19 protein-coding genes and 3 pseudogenes are annotated in these 20,322 nt (G+C 58.0%); 15 read left to right on the top strand and 7 right to left on the bottom strand.

Features of this window, described 5'->3' with window-relative positions:
- The first annotated feature begins 142 nt into the window (after positions 1-142).
- Positions 143-1,021: a LysR substrate-binding domain-containing protein gene (locus ACP7D9_RS20975; protein WP_426159473.1), complete on the top strand. Its 879-nt coding sequence runs from the start codon at positions 143-145 to the stop codon at positions 1,019-1,021.
- A 47-nt stretch (positions 1,022-1,068) separates the two neighbouring features.
- On the opposite strand, the pseudogene ACP7D9_RS20970 reads toward ACP7D9_RS20975, so the two are convergent.
- Positions 1,069-1,256 (bottom strand): annotated as a pseudogene (locus ACP7D9_RS20970) (histone-like nucleoid-structuring protein, MvaT/MvaU family); the annotation flags it as partial.
- A 471-nt stretch (positions 1,257-1,727) separates the two neighbouring features.
- Between ACP7D9_RS20970 and ACP7D9_RS20965 the strand changes: the two are divergent.
- From ACP7D9_RS20965 to ACP7D9_RS20955, 3 genes and pseudogenes are all read left to right on the top strand, one after another.
- Positions 1,728-1,925, top strand: coding sequence for a hypothetical protein (locus tag ACP7D9_RS20965; protein WP_426159472.1), 198 nt, complete (start codon positions 1,728-1,730; stop codon positions 1,923-1,925).
- A 22-nt stretch (positions 1,926-1,947) separates the two neighbouring features.
- Positions 1,948-2,415, top strand: coding sequence for a metallophosphoesterase family protein (locus ACP7D9_RS20960; RefSeq protein ID WP_426159471.1), 468 nt, complete (start codon positions 1,948-1,950; stop codon positions 2,413-2,415).
- A 128-nt stretch (positions 2,416-2,543) separates the two neighbouring features.
- A pseudogene (locus tag ACP7D9_RS20955) lies at positions 2,544-2,878 on the top strand (AAA family ATPase).
- Between the two features lie 116 nt (positions 2,879-2,994).
- Here ACP7D9_RS20955 and ACP7D9_RS20950 read toward each other — a convergent pair.
- From ACP7D9_RS20950 to ACP7D9_RS20935, 4 genes are all read right to left on the bottom strand, one after another.
- Positions 2,995-3,420, bottom strand: a complete 426-nt coding sequence (locus tag ACP7D9_RS20950; protein WP_426159469.1) for a bleomycin resistance protein — start codon at positions 3,418-3,420, stop codon at positions 2,995-2,997.
- Positions 3,421-4,058: 638 nt separating this feature from the next.
- The gene (locus ACP7D9_RS20945) at positions 4,059-4,985 is read right to left on the bottom strand and encodes a DMT family transporter (RefSeq protein ID WP_426159468.1); all 927 of its coding nucleotides are present in this window, start codon (positions 4,983-4,985) and stop codon (positions 4,059-4,061) included.
- A 134-nt stretch (positions 4,986-5,119) separates the two neighbouring features.
- Positions 5,120-6,016 carry a serine hydrolase domain-containing protein gene (locus ACP7D9_RS20940; RefSeq protein ID WP_426159467.1) on the bottom strand — a complete coding sequence of 299 codons (897 nt, stop codon included), beginning with the start codon at positions 6,014-6,016 and terminating at the stop codon, positions 5,120-5,122.
- A 425-nt stretch (positions 6,017-6,441) separates the two neighbouring features.
- Positions 6,442-7,974: an MFS transporter gene (locus tag ACP7D9_RS20935; RefSeq protein WP_313005822.1), complete on the bottom strand. Its 1,533-nt coding sequence runs from the start codon at positions 7,972-7,974 to the stop codon at positions 6,442-6,444.
- Between the two features lie 169 nt (positions 7,975-8,143).
- Between ACP7D9_RS20935 and ACP7D9_RS20930 the strand changes: the two genes are divergently transcribed.
- Complete coding sequence (locus ACP7D9_RS20930) at positions 8,144-9,031, top strand: LysR family transcriptional regulator (protein ID WP_101160189.1); 888 nt, start codon at positions 8,144-8,146, stop codon at positions 9,029-9,031.
- A 235-nt stretch (positions 9,032-9,266) separates the two neighbouring features.
- On the opposite strand, the gene ACP7D9_RS20925 is transcribed toward ACP7D9_RS20930, so the two are convergent.
- Both ACP7D9_RS20925 and ACP7D9_RS20920 read right to left on the bottom strand, forming a co-directional pair.
- A complete protein-coding gene (locus tag ACP7D9_RS20925) occupies positions 9,267-9,656 on the bottom strand; it encodes a low affinity iron permease family protein (RefSeq protein WP_101160186.1) in 390 nt (129 codons plus the stop codon).
- Between the two features lie 96 nt (positions 9,657-9,752).
- Positions 9,753-10,385: a dTMP kinase gene (locus ACP7D9_RS20920; protein ID WP_426159465.1), complete on the bottom strand. Its 633-nt coding sequence runs from the start codon at positions 10,383-10,385 to the stop codon at positions 9,753-9,755.
- 101 nt (positions 10,386-10,486) lie between these two features.
- On the opposite strand from ACP7D9_RS20920, the gene ACP7D9_RS20915 reads away from it, so the two are divergent.
- The 10 genes and pseudogenes from ACP7D9_RS20915 to ACP7D9_RS20870 all read left to right on the top strand — a co-directional run bounded on the left by ACP7D9_RS20915 (position 10,487) and on the right by ACP7D9_RS20870 (position 20,251).
- Positions 10,487-11,548 (top strand): SDR family oxidoreductase, encoded by a 1,062-nt coding sequence (locus ACP7D9_RS20915; protein WP_426159463.1) that lies wholly within the window; start codon positions 10,487-10,489, stop codon positions 11,546-11,548.
- Between the two features lie 381 nt (positions 11,549-11,929).
- Entirely contained in the window at positions 11,930-12,145 is a 216-nt protein-coding gene (locus ACP7D9_RS20910) for a tautomerase family protein (RefSeq protein WP_426159461.1), read from the top strand.
- Positions 12,146-12,277: 132 nt separating this feature from the next.
- The gene (locus tag ACP7D9_RS20905; protein ID WP_101160493.1) at positions 12,278-12,796 is read left to right on the top strand and encodes a sigma-70 family RNA polymerase sigma factor; all 519 of its coding nucleotides are present in this window, start codon (positions 12,278-12,280) and stop codon (positions 12,794-12,796) included.
- Complete coding sequence (locus tag ACP7D9_RS20900) at positions 12,783-13,763, top strand: FecR domain-containing protein (RefSeq protein WP_426159459.1); 981 nt, start codon at positions 12,783-12,785, stop codon at positions 13,761-13,763. Before ACP7D9_RS20905 ends, ACP7D9_RS20900 begins: the two co-directional genes overlap by 14 nt.
- Before the next feature lie 121 nt (positions 13,764-13,884).
- The gene (locus tag ACP7D9_RS20895) at positions 13,885-16,275 is read left to right on the top strand and encodes a TonB-dependent siderophore receptor (RefSeq protein ID WP_426159458.1); all 2,391 of its coding nucleotides are present in this window, start codon (positions 13,885-13,887) and stop codon (positions 16,273-16,275) included.
- Positions 16,276-16,464: 189 nt separating this feature from the next.
- Positions 16,465-17,121, top strand: a pseudogene (locus ACP7D9_RS20890) (SDR family NAD(P)-dependent oxidoreductase); the annotation flags it as partial.
- A 29-nt stretch (positions 17,122-17,150) separates the two neighbouring features.
- Positions 17,151-18,461 carry an NTP/NDP exchange transporter gene (locus tag ACP7D9_RS20885; RefSeq protein WP_426159456.1) on the top strand — a complete coding sequence of 437 codons (1,311 nt, stop codon included), beginning with the start codon at positions 17,151-17,153 and terminating at the stop codon, positions 18,459-18,461.
- A 283-nt stretch (positions 18,462-18,744) separates the two neighbouring features.
- On the top strand, positions 18,745-19,302 hold the full coding sequence (gene folE / locus ACP7D9_RS20880; protein ID WP_426159455.1) for a GTP cyclohydrolase I FolE: 558 nt from the start codon (positions 18,745-18,747) through the stop codon (positions 19,300-19,302).
- Positions 19,303-19,347: 45 nt separating this feature from the next.
- Positions 19,348-19,890 (top strand): DUF3833 domain-containing protein, encoded by a 543-nt coding sequence (locus ACP7D9_RS20875; RefSeq protein WP_313005841.1) that lies wholly within the window; start codon positions 19,348-19,350, stop codon positions 19,888-19,890.
- A 55-nt stretch (positions 19,891-19,945) separates the two neighbouring features.
- The gene (locus ACP7D9_RS20870; protein WP_016774774.1) at positions 19,946-20,251 is read left to right on the top strand and encodes a DUF6482 family protein; all 306 of its coding nucleotides are present in this window, start codon (positions 19,946-19,948) and stop codon (positions 20,249-20,251) included.
- The last annotated feature ends 71 nt before the right edge of the window (positions 20,252-20,322 follow it).

Genomic DNA, 20,322 nt, shown 5'->3' with positions numbered 1-20,322 from the left:
AATATTTTTTGTTGGTTGGCGAACATTTCCACGTCATTGGCTCTCTGGATTAAGCCTTGCCGGGGATGGGAGACATCGTAGGACGGGAAACAAAACATAAAAATCAATATATATTTCTTAGAAACACAACTAATATTTGTGAATGATCAAAGAACTGAAGACACTTATCGCTGTGGCGCGCGAAGGCACATTCGCCGCTGCCGGCAACAAGATTGGCCTGACTCAAGCCGCTGTGAGCGCGCAAATCCAGCGCTTGGAAGCCGAGCTCGGGTTCGAAATTTTCGACAGGAAAGGACGCTCGGCTCATCTCAACAGAATGGGCCACCAGATACTTCTGCAGGCGCAAGAGCTGCTGAGGCTTTATGACAATCTGGGCTCTACAACGTTGGGCGAGCATCCCAGCGTGCTGGTCAACATCGGTGCGATCGCGTCCGTGCAGCGCTCCTATTTGCCCGATGCGCTCGCGAAGTTTCACAAACAGTGTCCGCAGTGCCGCACACGTGTCATCCCAGGCCTTTCAATGGAGATGGTGAACCTCGTCGACGCCGGCGAGATCGACATGGCCGTCATCATTCGCCCTCCCTTCTCCCTCCAAAGTGACCTACGCTGGACGACATTGGCGCTAGAGCCCTACCGACTGATCGTGCCTCGTGACGTGGAGGGAGAAGACTGGTCGGAACTGCTGTCCAGCCAGCCATTCATTCGCTATGACCGATCATCCTTCGGCGGCAGACAGGTTGACCGTTTCCTGCGGCAGATGCATTTCACCATGCAGGAAGTTTGCGAACTGGATGAACTGGACGCCATCATCAAGCTGGTTGAAAAGGGTGTAGGCATAGCGCTGGTGCCACAGACAAAACCCCATCAGGAATGGCCCACGGGTGTGCGAGCGATCGATTTGGGACAACACACTTTTCATCGGGATATCGGGCTCGTACATCGGTCTCGACAGAGTTTTACGGAGCCTGTGCGAATTTTGGCCCAGCTTATTAGTGATCAGGTAACAGCGATCTCCAAATAAGAGTTTCAAAAAAAGGCCCTATGGGGCCTTTTCGCTCAATCAACAAATCACTTGGTCAGCCATGACTCAACGGTCGCGGCGCCGTGCTTTGTCTTCCACTTCTTGAGCGTTTGTGATTGCCGCCCTTCGTCTCTACGACTTCGCCGGAGTGCGGGTTTTTATAGACTTTCAACTGGCGAGGCTTGCGGCTACCCGCTTTGGACTCCACCGCTGGAGCGCGGCGACCCAGCCTGGGCCTGGCTGACGTTTGCCCCTGATCGCATGATTCGAATAGCCGATTGTCATTCGATCATCGAAGTACTTCGCGACATCCAACACAGTGGGCCGGAATGGGCATCGTAATGTCCGAATTTGCTTTCCCGGCCAATCAAATGCCCCGGGCTCTGGTGTACCCGCTTCAGAATGCCAGTGCCCCGTACTTTGACTTCATGTATTTCCACAAAGAGCCTCCTCAGGAAGCGCTGTCCGCACTGCTAAGGAAGTATCCACAGTGTTCCGTCATCGACTGGTCGTCCGGACGCTTGGCCTGCATCGAAGCTCAGGGGGGATGTTGAGACGCTCGCTGAAATTATCCGGCATCTAGCTCAAGCTGCTTGGGATGAGCACATCGCGTTCGTCGATGCTTCGTACGAGAAAACAGGTAAAGCGTGACCCAAGAGCGGACGGTCGACCTTAGCTTCCCAAGCGCGTGCGCAAAGATCAGGTCTTGGGCAACAATCAACCAGACGGGAACGGAACGCAGGTCACCATAATCGAAGGGATGTTTGTTATGAGCCACCTTAACAACGACTTGAGGGCCGATTTCGTTGAGGCACTTAAAGTCCTTGAAGATGCCATTCACGAGGTGAAGAAATTTACCCACCTGAAGGTCAGCTTTGGGTCGAACACAGTCACTCCTACATGAAACGTCCACGGAGAATTGGCCCATGAAAACCGCCGTGATATCCGACACTCATAATCTCCTCCGGTCCGAAGCCATCGGCGCGCTCCAAGGCTGTGACCTGATCATCCACGCCGGCGACATCGGCAACCCGGACATCCTCGCCCAATTGTCCGAAATTGCTCCCGTCCATGCCGTGCGCGGCAACAATGATCTCAGCAGCCCATGGGCTAAAGACCTCCCTGACCGTCTGACCTGCACTCTCAACGGCTGGCACACTCTCCTTATCCACGACATCGCCGACGTCCCCGCCGATCTGGATCCAGACATAAAGCTCATCATCACCGGCCATTCGCACAAACCGCGCATCGAATGGCGCGGTGATCGTCTATACGTGAACCCTGGAAGCGCCGGCCCTCGGCGTTTCAAATTGCCGGTCACGCTGGCAATTCTCGAGATACAACCCGACAGCATCGAACCGCTCCTGATTTCCCTGCTGGATCCCCCCGCCTGAAATCGCTGCGGTTACCGTGATCCAGAACAGGGAATCCAGGCGTGATCTGCAGCGCCACAGCGGTAGCTCTAGTTGCTTCGACGCTTTTTCAATGAGCATCATGAAAACTCGACAAGGAAACGTCTCTCATGCGTGAACCAATACTGCACCTGATGTCAGGCAAGATTGCGTCCGGCAAATCGACATTGGCCAAGTCCTTGGCATCCGAACGTTCGGCTATTCTGCTCAGTGAAGATTATTGGCTCTCAGAACTCTATCCCGATCAGATCAAATCAGTGATCGATTACGTGCGGCTTTCGCGTCAGATTCGGAAACTGGTCGGCACGCTTGTCATCGACGTGCTGAATATGGCCGCGCCGAGCATGAATTTGCAGCGACTGACGCTGAGTTCGATTTGATCACGAGCTACTTTCGTGCCCCGGATGTGAGTGAGGGAATTGAGATTGAAATTCACCGAGTTTAAGGGCAAGCGTGCTTAAAGTGGGTAATCCAGAAGGTCCGTTTTTTGAACGGTTTCAGCCCTTTGTGAAAGGCAGCAATCGACCCGAAGCTGACGGTCAACTTGGCTCGGCGTCAGATTTAGCTAGCCGGTCTCTCACCCAACCGCTCTACTAATCTTACGAGATAACCATCGGGATCCTGGACGATGAATTCGCGCTGGCCCACTTCTACATTCTCAGCCCGATACCAAGTGTCCTTGCATTGTCGATAGAGGGGAAATCCCGCCTGATCAATGTTTTGGATGATGGGTGCGACGGCTTCAACATCAATCTGTAAATTCATGCCTCTTCCAAACGGTTTGGTCAACGGCGCAGCCAGCCATTGACCCGCGTCCGAACTAATCTGCTCAAGCATTACTTGAGCACCGTTCAAATCAAGGTATGCAAATCCATCTTCCGGGCGTTGATAGGCTACTTGGAACCCCAAGCAAGAAACCCAAAAAGCCAAGCTGCTATCCAGGTTGGTGACCATCAACTCCGGCACCAGTTTGTTACGTTCGAGCATGAGATGACTTCCATTTCAAAAGGATAATTTCTCTACGGGCGGGCACGTTCTGCACATATCGCTTCGATTCCACGGCGCGATCGTAGTGAGCATGATGATGCATGGTTGGGTGGGAATTATCGAGTCGCGCTGAGTGGCAGCTTTGGGCGGGTTTCGGTCCGTAATAAAGAGCGGCAATTGGCACGGTGGAGACTTCTGCAGATCTTCGACCGTTGGAGGCTACTTAGCGGTAGAGCTCTCCCCTGCTACCGGTCGACCATCGAGGGCAGGCAGCGGATCGGTTTGGATTCCGGTGAGGATAGCGGCCCATGCTGTGTAAGCTTGGCTGTGACGAGACACAGCTTCATCCCAGCGGCTCCCTGTCACTTCGTGCGCCACGACGAGCATCATGAGGTGATTTGTGGCTGCATCCAGATCAAGCAAGAGGTGGTGGGCGTTGAACCGAAAATCGTCAGTCGAAGGCATAGTGTCACGCATATTGAGTGAGTGGGTAAAAACATCGGCGCTCTCCACGTGACATCATTATGACATTGCCTTGCGTAGTTAGTGCGTTCACCCAGACGACCGGTGAAGTCAGAATCTTAGAGCTCCCCGCCCTCCTCGCGCACAACCTGCGTCAGTTGCGCGATAACGGGCGCTTATCCAACGTCTTTCTGCACGCGAAAAATCGTCCAACCTGCGATCAAGATCAACAGCATGCCAGCCCATGTAAAAGAATCCGGCACTTCGTTAAACAACACGTAACCCCACAAGCAAGCGAAAGCCAGGTAGGCATAGTCAAAGGTGCCGACAAGTGCGGGAGGTGCAATCTGGTAGGCTCTAGCGGTAGCTGTATTTATCAGAATCAACATGCAGGCATAACAGGAAATGAAGACTGTCTCCTGCCAACCGAGCGTCTGCCATGGAGAGAGTAAAAACGGAGCGCGAGCAACCGTTGCCTCGCTGACGTTCAGCGAGGCGATACCTCCCATGCAGGCGGCAAAAAGGAAAGCGACATTCAATCCTAGCGCCAATACCAGAGGATGCTCACTGCGACAATGTCGGCGCGTCACCACCATCGCGAGTGCGTAAAAAACAGCGCCAACGACAGGCAGCAACGTCGCCAGCGTAAAGATTTCGGAACCTGGGCGCAGCACCAAGGCTACGCCCACAAAACCTAACCCCACAGCAGCCCAGCCGGTTGGAGACAAAGGCTCACCGCCATAGCAGGTGGAGAAAAGGGCTATAAAAATCGGCGTCGTGTAGATTGCAACGGCAGCGACCGATAGTGGGATTAACGGCAGTGCCGAGTAGTAAGTCACCCACATCAATAACAGCAGAAGACTCCTGGCCATTATCCACGCAACGGAAGTAATTCTGAGGCGGCCTGTGCGGATGCGTCGGCCAAGCCAAGTGCCCAGGGCGGGAACCGAAAGGCAAGACACGATCAAGAACAGCTGCCATAGGGGCAGCTTGGCGCTGAAGTATTTGACTGCTGCATCGGCCAGGGCAAGCAGAAAAACAGCGCCGACAATCAGTGCTATACCCTTGGGAGCGTTGTCGATCCTAGCACCGTATTTGTTCATGAATTGCTTCCCTGCCCAATAAGCTCTAAGCCTACCCAGTTGTCATCGTCGGCTTGCAGCGATCGGCCCCAAGGCGCCGGCAGTAGGCTCAACGCCATCACCCCTGCCTATGGTGGGCCCAGCGCTATAAGCAATTAGAGTTCCTTAAACGTCTGTCGCAGAGCTTGCATCAGTTGTTCAACAACGATCGCTTCGACGGCACCTTCACTGGCGTCTACCTGAAAAGCAGCGCCACTGGCCGACACTTCTCCATCACAAACCCAGTAGACAGCAATCGCGCTACCTGGCCCGCAGCCTGTATGTCCGCTTAGGGCAAATCCACCCTCAAGCGTTCCCTGCATCAAACCCAGGCCATAACTCGGTGCGATCCACGGACGTCCGGGAATGGGCCCGCCCAATGTGCGTGCTCCTCGCATCTCAGTGAGCAAGCCCGCTGAAAGCAAGTCTGCGCAGAAGAGTCGATCCAAAAACAATGCCGCTTGCGAAACGGGGCCGATTAACAGGCCGTGGTAAACCCAGGCGGGGTCATAGTTTAGAGTGTCCACCCCGTGGTTTGTTTGCAAGTCTGCTGGCGTTCTAGCGAAGCGGACGTTGGACAATCCCAGAGGAGCGAGTACCCGTTGATTTACAGCATCCTCAAGCGTGAGATCAGTCAGCCGTTCAATGAGCCTTCCGATGAGCAGATAACCCACATTCGAATAACGCCACCCGGCTCCGGGGGTGTATCGCAGTCGAGCACCATCAAGGCGTTTTAACATTTCATCTACAGACCAGGCCGACTCACCGTTCGCAACGGCCCGGTGGTACTCGCCAAGCTCGCCGTAGTCGGCCAGACCTGCCTCATGCCGAAGTAGCTGGCGCAATGTGTAGGGCTGATCAAAAACGAGGTCGTCCAACCCTATAAAGCGGTCACGGACTAACGAGAGAGCCGTCGTCGCCAAAACGGTTTTCGTAAAACTCCACCAAGGCACGGGGAGATCTCCCTGTTCATGTGGATGTGGACGACCGTTTACCACGAGTGCGCTGCGCATTGGCTTCCTTGACGTTTGAAACGGATCGACGACTCGAAGAGGTATTCTATTGACTGTCATTCGCCAGAGTAACAAGCCAGCCTCTGAAAAAGCGCTGAACAACGCCCTTGGCGCCACGCTGTCATAGCAGGTTAAGTCAGACACGTCACCAATCGCGTGTGGCCGAACATCGTTTGATGAGCTTCATAGAGGGGCAAGTTGTCTCTGCAGGTCTGACCCCGGGCCGGTGACATATGTGGGTAAGCGTCCGGCGAACACGGCTTGGTGAGTCAATAACACATGTCTCCAACGTGGGCACGGAGAACTCCGGGTAGCCTTCCATTGGGGTGATGAAACCGAAGATGGGCCGAGCCTTCCCCGCTGGATACCCGCGCATAGCCGATGCTATGTGCGGTCGGGGGGCCGAGAGCCTGTCCCAATCGGATTCATGCCGCGGGTACCACTTCTTCATGCGCACGCGATCGACCCAGCAAAGCGAACACTAGCAGCGCAGTCAGTGCCGAAGATGCAGCCAGGATGTACGAGACCCAGCGCAATGCCCGGTCGTAGGTCGCAAGCAGCAAGGCGCGCTCGCCGCTGACAAGGGCACTGGCATGCGCTAGATCGCCGAGCGCGGCGCGATTGGCGGCCTCGATCACAACGGCTGGATCGGCCGCGACTAAAGTGCCGAGCAATCCGCCCTGAACCAAGAACGCCAGCATCGCGCCCGCCACCGCGATGGCAATCCCATCGGCCGAAACACGCACGCAGTTGAAGATGCCGGTCGCCATACCTGCACGTTCTGTCTCCACCACGCTCACGGCCATGCCATCCATCAGCCCCCAAGGCAGGCCAATGCCTGCGCCGATCAAGGCCAGCGGCGCAACCAGCGCAGGGCCGGCCCCGCCGGACAACACCTGCCCCATCCAGACCAGTCCGGCCGCCACCAGCAGCAGCCCGACGCCAGACAGCATGCCGGAGGTGAACCAGCGCGACAACCACGCGGCAAGGAACGGCACGACCAGCAGCGGCGCAGCCAGGGCGATCATCATTTGGCCCGCTTCCAATGCGCTCAGTCCGTCGATTCCGATGAAGCGGCCCGGCAGCATCACGATCAGTGTGACGAAGAAGAAGGCCGGCGATGCGGCCAACACCTGCACGCCCACGAAGCGCCCACTGGCGAATAACGAAAGGTCGAGCATCGGGCGCGCGACACGGCGTTCGAGGCGTACAAATGCGATGAATAGCACCACTGAGGCCAATAACGTGCCGAGCACCGAAGCGCTGCGCCAGCCTTCTTCCGGCGCTAGCAGGATGCCGTAGGTGAACAAGCTCAGCGCGGCGGTGAAGCTGAGGGCGCCGGGCCAGTCCAGGCCGGTAGAGTCTGGGTCGCGGGACTCTGTGGCGCTGACCCACACCAGCAGGAAACCGGCCACGCCGATCAGCGCCGTCGCCAGGAACACCCAGCGCCAGCCCGCCACCTCCACCAGCAAGCCAGCCGCCAGCGGGCCGAAGGCCAGGCCGATGCCAAACGTGGTGCCGAGCAGGCTGAACACACGTGTACGGATCGGGCCGTGGAAGGTCTGTGCCAGCGAGGACATGGCGCCCGCGAAGGCGGCTGCGCCGCCCAGCCCTTGCGCCAGGCGCAGCCCGTCGATCCAGCCGACCGTCGGCGCCAGCGGGATCGAGAACGTTATCAGCACGAATAGCGCCAGGCCGACCAGCCACACGCGCTTGCGGCCATAGGTGTCGGTCAGGCTGCCGGCCGCCATCATGGCGCTACCGTAGGTCAGGATGTAGCCGTTGACCACCCAGTTCAGTTGCACCGCCGTCCCGCCCAGTTCCTGACTGATTGACGGCAGCACGACGGCCGGCCCGGTGAAGCACAGCGGGATCAGAATGCCGGTAAGGCAGGCGGCAAGCAGTTGCAGCCAGTCGCGTCCGGTGGTACCGCTTGTGGCGGTCAGGGCTTGTGTCATGGGAAACATCCGCAGAGAGTCATTAGAGGGTCAGGCAGGCGTCACATATCTCGAAAGCCAGGACAGCCGCATCCAACCTGTGCAGCCGTGAGGGTAAGTGCGGGCTCGATTAAGAAAAATGGGCTAAGGTTCCGAACATATCGGACAAATTTTCCTAGAACGGTGAAGAATGGATTCGCTCAATGGCATCGCGTTCTTCGTGCAGGCGGCGCAAGCCCGTAGCTTTTCGGAAGCTGGGCGCGTGCTCGGCGTCTCGTCTTCCGCCGTGGGAAAGAGCGTGGCCCGGCTGGAGGAGCGACTGGGCGTACGCCTGCTGCACCGCAGCACGCGCAGTATCACGCTGACCGCCGAGGGCACGCTGTTCCTGGAGCGTTGCAGACGCATCCTCTGCGAGGTCGAGGCGGCGCAATTGGAACTGTCGCAAACCCGGCAAGCGCCCCAAGGCAAGCTGCGCCTGAGCATGCCGTTGGTAGGCAGCTTGGTCATGCCGGCGCTGACGGCCTTCATGCACCGCTACCCCGCCATCGAACTGGACGTGGATTTCTCGGATCGGATGGTCGACGTAATCGAGGACGGGTTCGATGCCGTCATTCGCACCGGAGACCCGACTGATTCCCGGCTGATGTCCCGCGCACTGGGCACTTTCAAGCTGCTGCTAGTTGCCTCGCCCCGGTACTTCACCGCGCGCGGCACTCCGCGCGAGCCCGCCGACCTGACGGGCCACGCCTGCCTGCAACATAAGTTCCCGAGTACCGGAAAGCTCGAGTCGTGGCCCTTGCGCAGGCAGGAGGGCGAGGCAGAACCCGTCCTCTTGGCCTCGATGGTATGCAACACCACCGAGGCCCTGTTTCACGTCGCCCGTGATGGCCTTGGAATCGCCTGCCTGCCGGACTTCATGGTGCGTGATGCCATTGCGGCCGGCGAACTGGTGACGGTGCTGGACGACTTCAACCAGCATCAGGGCACCTTCCGCATGCTTTGGCCATCGAGCAAGCACCGGTCGCCGAAGCTGCGCGCATTCATCGATTTCATGGGCGCGGAGCTTTTCAAAACTTGATCCGGACTGGCCCACAGTGGCAACAGTTGCCCAATCGCACTCGCGCGCTGAGTTGGCAGGCGCGTGAGTACATCCTGAAAATACCCGATCCCTTGAGTTTTGACGCCGAGTGTTCTACCGGTGAACTACCCGGAACAGAGCGCGCATTTTCCAGCCGTGCTGAACGATTGAAGACCGCAAACATTGCCGCTTGTGAATCGTCACGATGGAGAAGAAAAAACTCGCAGCCAGTATTTTAACGACCCGGATCGTCATGGGCAGGCGCTACATCGACCTGACTCGACTCGCCTAACGCGCGATATCGATCACGGAGCCTTCTGAGTTCGCGCGCCTCCATCTTCTCCAGGCCCAACGTGGCATTCTGAGCTTCATTCGTGGCTCGTATCAGCTCATCGATTTTCAGATGCAAAATATCGTTGTCGCGGTTCTGGGTGTTTTGAATGAGGAACACCATCAGAAAAGTGATGATCGTGGTCGAGGTGTTGATGATGAGTTGCCAAGTGTCGTTGTAATGAAAATACGGCCCTGTTCCAGCCCAGGCGATGATCAAAACGATCGCAGTCAAAAAGGTCTTGGGGCTACCTGCCCAAGTGGAAAGTGCCTGGCAAAAGCGTGCAAATCTCATCTTGATACCTCTGAATAAACCTGATTACTTGACCTCGCTCAACAGTGAAATACTTTGTCATATTTGCGCCGCTCGTCGGCAGGGCATGGTCTGCCGTCAGACCAAGGGGACACACCGGGAGCTCATCACCTGATTTATCTGCGCGACCACCCGCCTCGTCGCCTCCTCGATCGTTCCCTCGTTCCGACATAAAAACCAACCCTGATCGATAGCGGCTTGCTCAAACGCCCGAGTACAAGCGGCATGCTCTTCCAGGCCACGAAGCACTGTACTGCTCAAGCCGCGCCGTCGTGCCCCCGCCCTCGCCCACGAAATCTGCGCCGCTGTGACCACCCCGACATGCAGGTCTGGCACCTGAACGCTGCGATCCAGGTTCAATTGCAGGATTTCGGCGAACGGGACTATCAGGCGAAACGCAGCATCGGAGGGATACCAGCGATCGATCAGGATAATGCTGTCGGGGGGTTGTTTGCTCAGCACGTGCCGGGAAATCCAGCTGCGGCTATCAGCCAGGCGTTGGCAGACTTCCAGCTCCAGATCCCGGTCAGGATGCCGGACGAACCTGTTCACCAAACGCATGGTCTCGCCCCTGAACGGGTCGCTTTTTCTCTCGCACAATCGGATGACTTTCTGGTTGTCCGCCCTCAAGACTTCAGTGATGGCCTCCAACAGCGAGGTTTTGCCGACGCCTTTGGGGCCATCCAGAGAGACAAACAGCGGACGATTCATTTTTCACAGGCTTCAACGGGGGGGAGCGGACACTCTAACGGATTTCAGGTTGAACCTCTGTTACCCGGACGTACTCCGAAATCTGAATCCAGGAGAAACCTATGACCCAGACCGCTTTAGTCGTGGGCGCCAGCGGCATCGTCGGCAGCGCCATCACGCAGTTACTCATCGACAACCAATGGCAAGTCGCCGCGCTATCGAGGCACCCGTCGCAAGCGCAAGGCGTGATCCCTGTCGCGGCAGATCTTCAGGATCCGGCTTCGCTGGACCGCGCGCTGGCGGGTTTGAAGCCCACTCATGTATTCATTACCACATGGTCGCGCCAAGCCACGGAAGCGCAGAACATACGCGTCAATGCCGCCATGGTGCGCAACGTCCTCGCCGCCATTCGCCCAGCCAAAAGTGTCAAGCACGTCGCACTGGTCACTGGCCTGAAACACTACCTGGGCCCGTTCGAAGCGTACGGTAAAGGCAGCCTGCCGCAGACACCGTTTCGCGAGGAGCAGGGCCGTCTGGATGTCGAGAATTTCTATTACGCCCAAGAGGACGAGCTCTTCGCCGCTGCCGAAAAGGACGGCTTCACCTGGAGCGTTCATCGCCCTCACACCGTCACTGGGGTGGCTGTCGGCAATGCGATGAACATGGCGACTACCCTCGCTGTCTACGCCTCGATTTGCAAACACACCCATCGCCCCTTTGTGTTTCCAGGATCCAGAGTGCAGTGGGACAGCCTCACCGACATGACGGACGCGCGGCAGTTGGCGAAACAACAATTGTGGGCAGCCACCACGCCGGCTGCGGCCAACCAGGCATTCAATGTCACTAATGGCGACGTATTCCGGTGGAAATGGATGTGGAGCCGGATCGCCGAATACTTCAACTTGCCTGCTGCCGATTATCCCGCTTCGCTTTCACCCCTTAAGAAGCAGATGGCTGACGATCAAGCCGTATGGACGCAAATAGTCGCGGAGCACGGCTTGAAAGAACCCGACATTGATCGCCTGATTTCCCCATGGCATACCGATGCAGACCTCGGCCGCCCCATCGAAGTAGTCACGGACATGTCGAAAAGTCGCATGATGGGTTTCACTGCCTACCAGGCAAGCGATCAGGCATTTTTTGACGTGTTCGACAAACTACGCGAGATGCGCTTGATACCGTAGGCGGTTTCAGACCAGAGATGGAGCGGAACTTGTCGGCAGCCCCTGAGTTGCTGCAACGAGTGGCCCATTGCGAAACTCCACCTACGCGCCCTCGCCCAGCCCTCCTCTGCGGCATCCAGTCATTCCCATGCTCCACAGCCTTCGTCGCTGCGCATGGGAAAGACTGCGCCGTGAAATCCTCCCGCGTGTCAGCGGCAGAACGCAGCCGATCGGATATCCAGACACAAAGCAAAAAACCAATGCCACAGGCCAGGCCGTCATTGGTTACACAGCGTTGTAAGTGATGTTCTCTGCCCCTCATTTATTCATTGAAAGCAACGCCCTAAAGTCCATCCACTGCCACCTCATCATGTCGATGGGGCGCCAACAGGAGACTTTCCCATGCCTTTCATCAGCGTTCGCATCACTCGCGATGGCGTCACCAAAGAACAGAAATCTCAAGTCATCGCTCAGATAACCAGAACCATGCAAACCGTGCTCAATAAGGACCCGCACCTCACTCATATCGTCATTGAAGAGGTCGACACCGATAACTGGGGCTATGCCGGAATTACCACCACTGAGTACCGCCAGCAACTGACGGAGTCGAAGACGTGACTGTCCCCGTCAGAAAGGAACCTGAGGCGTCTTTTCACCCAAAACAGACGCCGAACGCGACGTATTTGCTCTCGGGCCCATCGCGTGAGTAGAATGCGATTCATTATCAATCATGTATGTCCCGGGATGCCGATGCGTAGCGACGAAACACTAGGTACTGCAGATCCAGGGCTGCTCTATCGCACCCATTTCTCGTGGTTACAGGGCTGGCTGATCCGCCGCATCGGCTGTCGCGATAACGCCGCAGACCTGGCGCAAGACACCTTCGTCCGTGTGCTCAAACACCGTCATCAGTCCGGCGCCCTGCGCGAACCACGCGCCTATCTGAGCAGCATTGCACGCGGACTGATGATTGATCAGTATCGTCGTCGCGAACTCGAACGTGCTTACCTGGAAAGCATCACCTTGCTGCCTCATCACGAGGTTCCCTCGGAAGAGAGCCGGCTGATGATTCTCGATGCGCTCGAGCGCATAGACCGTCTGCTCGACTCGCTTAAACCAAGAGTTCGCCAGGCCTTTTTATTTGCCCGGCTCGACGGTCTGACCTGCGCACAAATCGCCGAAAAACTCGGTGTCTCCCGCGCGACGGTGGAACGCGACCTGGCCACGGCCCTGCAACATTGCTATCGCTTGCGTTATGTCGAGGCCTGAGCCCGAGGCGCTGGATCCGGCCATTGTCGAGCAGGCGATCCAATGGCTGGTGCGCCTTCGCTTCAATCAAGCCGATGAACAGACACAGCGCTCTTTTGAGCACTGGCTGCATCAGCGCCCAGAGCATGCGTTGGCATGGCAGCGTATGGAAACGCTTGGAGATGAATTCGAAGGCGTGCCAGCTCAACTGGCTCGAAAGGCCCTTGATGGCGCCAAGCATGGAATGCGCCGGCGGGAAAGCCTGAAGCTGCTGGGCGTATTGGCGACCGTCGGCACGGCAGCCTGGCTCGGCCGCGACTACACCCCCCTGCCCGCCCTGCTTGCACAACAGCGCAGCAGCACCGGCGAGCAACGACGTTTCGAACTCGATGATGGCAGCCTCATCCAGCTCAATAGCGATAGCGCCGTCGACAGCGATTTTGACGCCCAGCGGCGGCTGATCATCCTGCGACGTGGTGAAATGATCGTGAACGTCGGCGCAGATCAACACTCACCGCAAGCGCGACCGCTGTGGGTGCAATCACGCGACGGGATCATGCGAGCCCATAGCTCCCGCTTTTTGGTCCGCGAGCGTGACGACGGCACTCTGATCGCAGCTCAGGAAGGATCGGTTACGGTTTTCCCCGGAACCAGCCAAACGCCTGCGAGCCGAAGCGTCTCGGCAGGAAACCAGCTGCTGTTCACATCAAGCGGCACCCGAATGTTCAGCGACAACGGCCTGGATCTATGGAGCTGGGGTGACGGTGTGATCAGTGCGAACCATATGCGCCTCGGTGACTTCATCGCGGAGTTGTCGCGTTATCGCCCCGGAGTCTTGCGCTGCGCCGAAGAGGTCGCCGATCGTCGCGTTTCGGGTACTTTCCAGCTCGCCGACAACGATCGGGTCTTGGCTTTGGTCGCGCAGTCACTGCGCCTGCACATTGATTACCGAACCCGTTATTGGGTCACCGTGAGCGCTGCCACCTGAGTCCACCTGAATATTTTTCTGCTACTTGAAAAATAATGAGGTGGTTTCTCATTCTCGTTCGACCTCTAAGGAAGGCCGGAATACAGGCCAGTCTGCCGATGTCCTTTCTTGGAGCGAGAAAATGAGTTCGTCCCCTGTTTCGCAGCGCCATCCATTAAGTCGTGCCATGCACGGTGCGATTTTGGGTTTGATCGTGAGCAGCTATGCATTGCCATCGCTGGCGCAAACCTCGGGCGCTGATCACAGCAATCAAGTCAAACAGTGGAATATCGCCCCCGGCCCACTGGCGCCGGCGCTTGACCGCTTTGCACGCGAGGCTGGCATCAGTCTTTCCTTCGACGCGTCGAGTGTGGCGAACCGCAACACGGCTGGCGTGAATGGCACGCTCGATACATCGGCAGCGCTGTCATCGTTGCTCCAGGGCAGCGAATTGCAGATCGAACAGCAAGGCCCGAATGCTTACCTGCTGACCCCTCAAGCAAAAACCGCCGGCCCGCTGGAACTCGACGCAACGGCTGTCGAGGACTACCGCCTCGCCCCGCTCATCATCAATGCCAAGGTCAGGGTCAGTGCCGACGACGACACCAACTCGGTGGTCGCCAAGGAGCTCTGGGTCGGCGGCAAGGTAGCAACCAGCATTCTCAATACACCGGCGTCGGTGTCGGTGGTGACCAACAAGGAAATGCAGCAACGCAGCGTCAGCACCACGGAAGAGGCGCTGCAATACACGCCGGGCGTGGTCAGTGATTTCTATGGTACCGATGACCGCAACGACTATTTTCAGATCCGTGGCTTTCAGGCCACCACCTACCGTGACGGCTTGACCCTGAGTTCGATGCGCGGCGTACGCGAAGATCCGTTCGCCTATGAGCGCATCGAGATTCTGCGCGGTGCCAACTCGACGCTGTTCGGCCCAGCGGACCCGGGCGGTTCGGTGAATTTCGTGACCAAGCAGCCGCGCTTCGAGAAGTTTGGCCAGGGCTATGTCACCTACGGCTCGTTCGATCATGTCGAGACAGGCATCGATGTCGGCGATGCGCTGAACGACGAGAAAACCCTGGCCGGCCGTTTTACTGCCAAAGGCCAGAACAGCGACCGCGAGTACGATCACTCACAGGACGACAACCAGTTGTTTATGGGTGGCCTGACCTGGGCCCCGACGGATTACACATCGGCCACGGTGATTCTGGACTACCTGAAAACCGAAAGTTCGCCCAACAGCGGCGGTTATCCGTTGGACAGGGAGTACGACCGCAGCAAGTTTTACGGTGAGCCCAGCTACAACTTCCATGACGTCGAGCGCACCAGCCTCAGCGGTAACGTCACCCATGACTTCGATAACGGCTTCGTACTGCGCAGCAATCTGCGTTACAGCAAGTTGACCGATGATTTCGGCTACGTGTACCTCAGCGACAGCGCTGCACGTGTCGGTACCAGCGTCGATCGATACCTGTTTGGAACGGACACTGACGCCGACCAGTTCAACGGCAATCTGATGCTGCAATACGATGCCCGCTTCGAGAACATCGACAGCAGCAGCCTGGTGGGCGTGGAATACCTGGATTCGACCACCAAGGAAAGCTCGGTCTACGCGCTGACGACCCCGATCGACATTGCCAACCCTGTGTTTACGGGTGTGCCACGCTCGATCACGCCGTATGCCGTCAACAAACGAGACGCGACAACCAAAGCCGTATTCCTCCAGCAGAACCTGTCGTTCTACGAGCGTTTCATCGTCACCGGGGGTGTGCGCAACGACTCGATGGACCTGACCAGCAAAGGCTTGCAATCGACTGAGAAAGACACCTTCTCCGAGACCTCCTACCGAGGTGCGTTGACCTACATCGTCAACGATGAAGTGTCGACCTATGTGAGCATGGTCGAATCCGTCTCGCCGCCTCAGGTTGGCGTGACACCGCAGACAGGCAGGCAGTACGAAGTCGGCGTGAAGTATGCGCCGATGGGGATGGACGCATTGTTCTCCGCCGCCGTGTATGACCTGACCCAGGAAAACGTCACCATCGCCGTGGTGCTGCCGAGCGGCATCATTGAGCAGCAGACGGTGGGCGAATCACGGGCGCGGGGCCTCGACCTGGAAGCCAAGGCACAGGTGACGCAGAACCTCAGCCTGATCGGCGGCTACTCCTATATGGAGTCCGAGGTACTGCGCGGTTCGTTGTACGACGGCAGCTCGCTCAAGGGTAACGAGTTCGCCACGGCACCCAAGCACTCCGCGTCGCTCTGGAGCTACTACGACGTGCCCGCGACTGATGTCAGCGTTGGCTTGGGTGCGCGCTACGTCGGCGCTTATTACTTCGATGCAGCCAACTCCGGCAAAAGCGACGGCACCACGCTGTTCGACGCCGCCTTCAACTACAAGATCGCCAAAGGCACCGACCTGGCGGTGAACGTCAGCAACCTGCTGGATGAGCAGCACGTCGTCGGTTCCGGCACAGCCAACTTCTACAACCCGGGCCGCGAGATTACCGCCAAACTGAGTTACAACTGGTAAACAGGCGGGTGAGCCTTTTCCAATGCTGGAAGCGGTGCCCGCCTTACCGCGGGCACCGTCAACTACGGGCATACTCGAGTTGATCTACGCTTGAATGAAATCACGCGGAGAAATACAAAACAGGCAACGACCGGCCAATGGGTGATTGGCCTTACGAAACGATGCTGAAGGCGCCTGAGCCCTCTGCGACAAGAGCGCCTGCCAAGGCTCGACGTGCTCATCAACAACGCCGCGATCATGTCGCCGCCGGTTAGAGGCGTTTCGGCCGACGGTTACGAGATGCAGCTGGCGACCAATTACCTGGGGCATTTCGCCTTGACCGGCCTGCTGATGCCTCTGCTGCGCCAAAGCGACGATGGTCGGGTGGTCAGCCTGTCGAGCATCGCTGCAGGGCGCGCAGTCCTGAACTTCGATGACCTGCAGGCTGAGCGCAATTACGACCCTTTCGCTAGCTACAGCCAATCGAAACTGGCGGTTCTAAAGTGGAGTATTGCGCTGCAGCAGCGCAGCGATGCCGCCGGTTGGGGGATACGCAGCATCGCCGCTCACCCCGGCGTCGCCGTGACCGAGCTGATCGCCCGTGGGCCTGGCCTGGACAGTGAATTCGGCAAACAATGGGCTGTAGAGCGCGACAGGTATCATTGCGCAGCGCAGGGCGCGCTGCCCACGCTGTATGCAGCGACGGCGCTGGAGGCTGTTGGCGGCGCTTACTACGGGCCCACCGGAGACAACGAGAAGCGCGGGCCGCTGGGCTTCGCCAAGATGCCCGCAGCCGCTGCCGATCGCTCGAACTCCGACGTGCTGTGGCAACTTTCCGAGCGACTGACCGGCGTCACCTACCGCTGAGCCCGCTGGCACGCCTACAGGAGCGCAACATGGATATGTCCCTTCTCGCCCACCGCACCAGCGCCGTCATCAATGCCAAGGTTCACGAGCTGCGCCCTGCGATCTATGGTTTTCTGCTGTTCGTTTGCCTGTTCGCCGGCTATTTCATGCTCCGTCCGATCCGCGAATCGATGGGCATCACTGCCGGCATCGAGAACTTGCAATGGCTGTTCACCGCAACCTTCTTCGTTATGCTGGCGGCCGTTCCGCTGTTCGCCTGGCTCAGCGCACGCGTGCCGCGCCTGCATTTAGTGGACTGGGTGTACGGATTTTTCTGCACCAACCTGCTGTTATTCGCCGCCTTGTTCCTGGGCGAGGAAAGCCCGTGGCTGGCGCGCGTGTTCTATGTGTGGATATCGGTCTACAACTTGTTTGTCGTATCGGTCGCCTGGAGCCTGATGGCCGATGTATTCGACAGTGCCCAGGCCAAACGCCTGTTTGCTTTCATCGCAGCGGGCGCAAGCGTTGGCGGCTTGAGTGGCCCTGCACTGAGTGCCTTGCTGATCGGTCCAGTGGGCGAGTCCGGCCTGATGCTGTTGGCCGCTGTTCTGCTCGGCGCTGCGATGTGGTTCAAGCGCCAGTTGATGCGCTGGCGTGAACGCGGTGGCGCAGGACGCCCCGATGCCGCGCCGAGCGAAAGCCCTCGCAGGCCGTTGCCGGGCAATCCCTTCAGCGGTATGACGGCCATTTTGAAATCATCCTATCTGCTCGGCATTTGCGCCTTTGTGGTGCTGCTGGCGACTGTCTCCACCTTCCTTTACTTCGAGCAGGCACGCGTCGTGGCCGAACACTTTCCGGACCGCGAGGCGCAGGTGCGCGTGTTCGGCATCATCGATTTCGTCGTGCAAGTGGGCGCCCTGCTCTGCCAGCTACTGATCTCTGGGCGCCTCGCCCAAAGGCTAGGCGTCGGCGTGTTATTGGCCATGGTGCCGCTGGTCATGTGCGCAGGGTTTATCGGGCTGCTCTTCGCCCCCAGCTTTGGTCTGATCGCCGCGCTGATGATCGTGCGGCGCATCGGTGAGTACGCCTTCGTGCGCCCAGGCCGGGAGATGCTGTTCGCCCCGCTCGATGCTCAAAGCAAATACAAGGCAAAGAACGTCATCGACACCGTGGTCTACCGCGCCGGCGACGCCATCAGTGCCTGGGCGAAAAGCGCACTGGACGCGCTCGGCCAGGGGGCAGGCATGGCTGCGCTGGTCGGCGCGTTGTGTGCGTTGCTTTGGGCTGTGCTGGGGTGGCGGCTCGGCGAGCGGGCGGACCGACGATCCAGTGTGTCGGCAGCGCGACAAACCCCCGCCTAGCGTTCAAGGGACATTGAGATCGCGGACGAGTGACTGCTTGGCTCAGTCGCTGTGTACGTTCCCTGTCCAATTTGCTCTATGTCCGCCTCAAGCAAGCCATTTACTAAACCTGCCCTTCGGTTTGTCCCGCCTGAAAATTCAAGCCCGCACAAAAAAACCACCGACTCGTTGTCAGTTGATCTATTTCAGCCTATCTTCAATAAAACCTATACAGATGTAACGCTCACGTACAATATTTCGCCGCCACGTTTGCCCTCACTCAGCACCGCCACGAGTAACCCGAATGAGCCCACAATTAGCCAGCCATTACCGTGAAATCCTCGTTGGCGTGGGTGAAAACCCCGAGCGTGAGGGTCTGCTGGATACGCCCATGCGAGCCGCCAAGGCGATGCAGTATCTGTGCAACGGTTACGCGATGAGTTTGGAAGGCGTTACCAACGGTGCCCTGTTCGAATCGCTGAGCGATGAAATGGTGATCGTCAGCGACATCGAGCTCTATTCCCTGTGCGAGCACCACATGCTGCCATTTATCGGCAAGGCGCATGTGGGGTACATCCCCACTGGCCGGGTGCTAGGGCTCTCGAAGGTCGCGCGGGTGGTCGATATGTTCGCGCGGCGCCTGCAGATCCAGGAAAACCTCACTCAACAGATTGCTCAAGCTATCCAGCAGATCACCGATGCCGCCGGCGTTGCGGTGGTTATTGAAGCCAGGCACATGTGCATGATGATGCGTGGTGTCGCGAAGCAGAATTCGATCATGACGTCCTCGGTGATGCTCGGCGCCTTCCGCGACAGCTCGACGACCCGACAGGAATTTCTCCAGCTCATCGGGCGGCGCTAGGCCTATACACATCCTGTTGTTTGTACAAGCTCAAGGAGTAGCAAGATGACCCGATTCCTCCTGCTGTTAGGCCTGGCGCTCAGCATCGCAAGCTGCGGCAGTGTCGATGTTGCTCGTTACGCAGATCAGCAACCGGCACTGAGTCTTGAGCACTTTTTCAGCCAGCCCGTCAAAGCCTGGGGCATGTTCCAGAAGCGCAATGGCGAAGTCGCCAAGCGTTTCGAGGTCGACATTGTCAGTCGTCGCGAAGGCGACAACCTGATCCTCGACGAGCGCTTTGTGTACAGCGACGGCAGTCGTGAGCGTAGAGTCTGGACCCTCACTCCCGGGGGTAATGGTCAGTGGAGCGGCCGCGCGCATGATGTGGTCGGTGTTGCACAGGGTCAGATTGCTGGAAATACCTTCCATTGGCGTTATCGCCTGAACCTGCCAGTCGACGACTCGACCTACGAGATGAGCATGGACGACTGGATGTACCTGATCGACGAGAACACATTGATCAACCGCACCAGCATGTCCAAGTTGGGTGTGGAGGTAGGCCAGGTGACGGTGTTCTTCCGTCGTCAGAGCGCTGAAGCGAATCCATGAACCGCACGTACCTCGACGATGAAAAGCGCCTGCCCCGGCAGGCAAGGAGTGAAGCATGAACCTGCAAACCCTCACCGAACGTGCGGCCAACAGTGAAGTTCGCGAACTGGAGCTGCTGTCACTCGAAGGTGGTTTTTATCTGGCGAGGATTCGCGTGGATCAAGGCCAGTTCACCTTGCTCGATGACGCTGCCAAGCCGATGCATTTGCGTTCGATCACCCACTTGCGCGATTTGCTGCAGACCGTTCCGGCGTTTCCCTGCGTGCTGGTGCAACAATGCGTGCACGACGAAATGTGCGGTCGGGATTCAGGGCCAGTCGAAGAGCTGCGCATTCCGTTTTCTCTGACCACGCCTTTATGACGCTGAAGCTTGGCGAGCGCTGAATGGCAGGCTGATAAGGCGCGCGTCGCCAACGGGCGACGCATTTATCG

The organism is Pseudomonas sp. TSRC2-2, assembly GCF_049897785.1.
Lineage (GTDB): Bacteria > Pseudomonadota > Gammaproteobacteria > Pseudomonadales > Pseudomonadaceae > Aquipseudomonas.
Note: the sequence above shows the minus strand (reverse complement) of the source record. Positions and strands in the feature narration are given on the sequence as shown.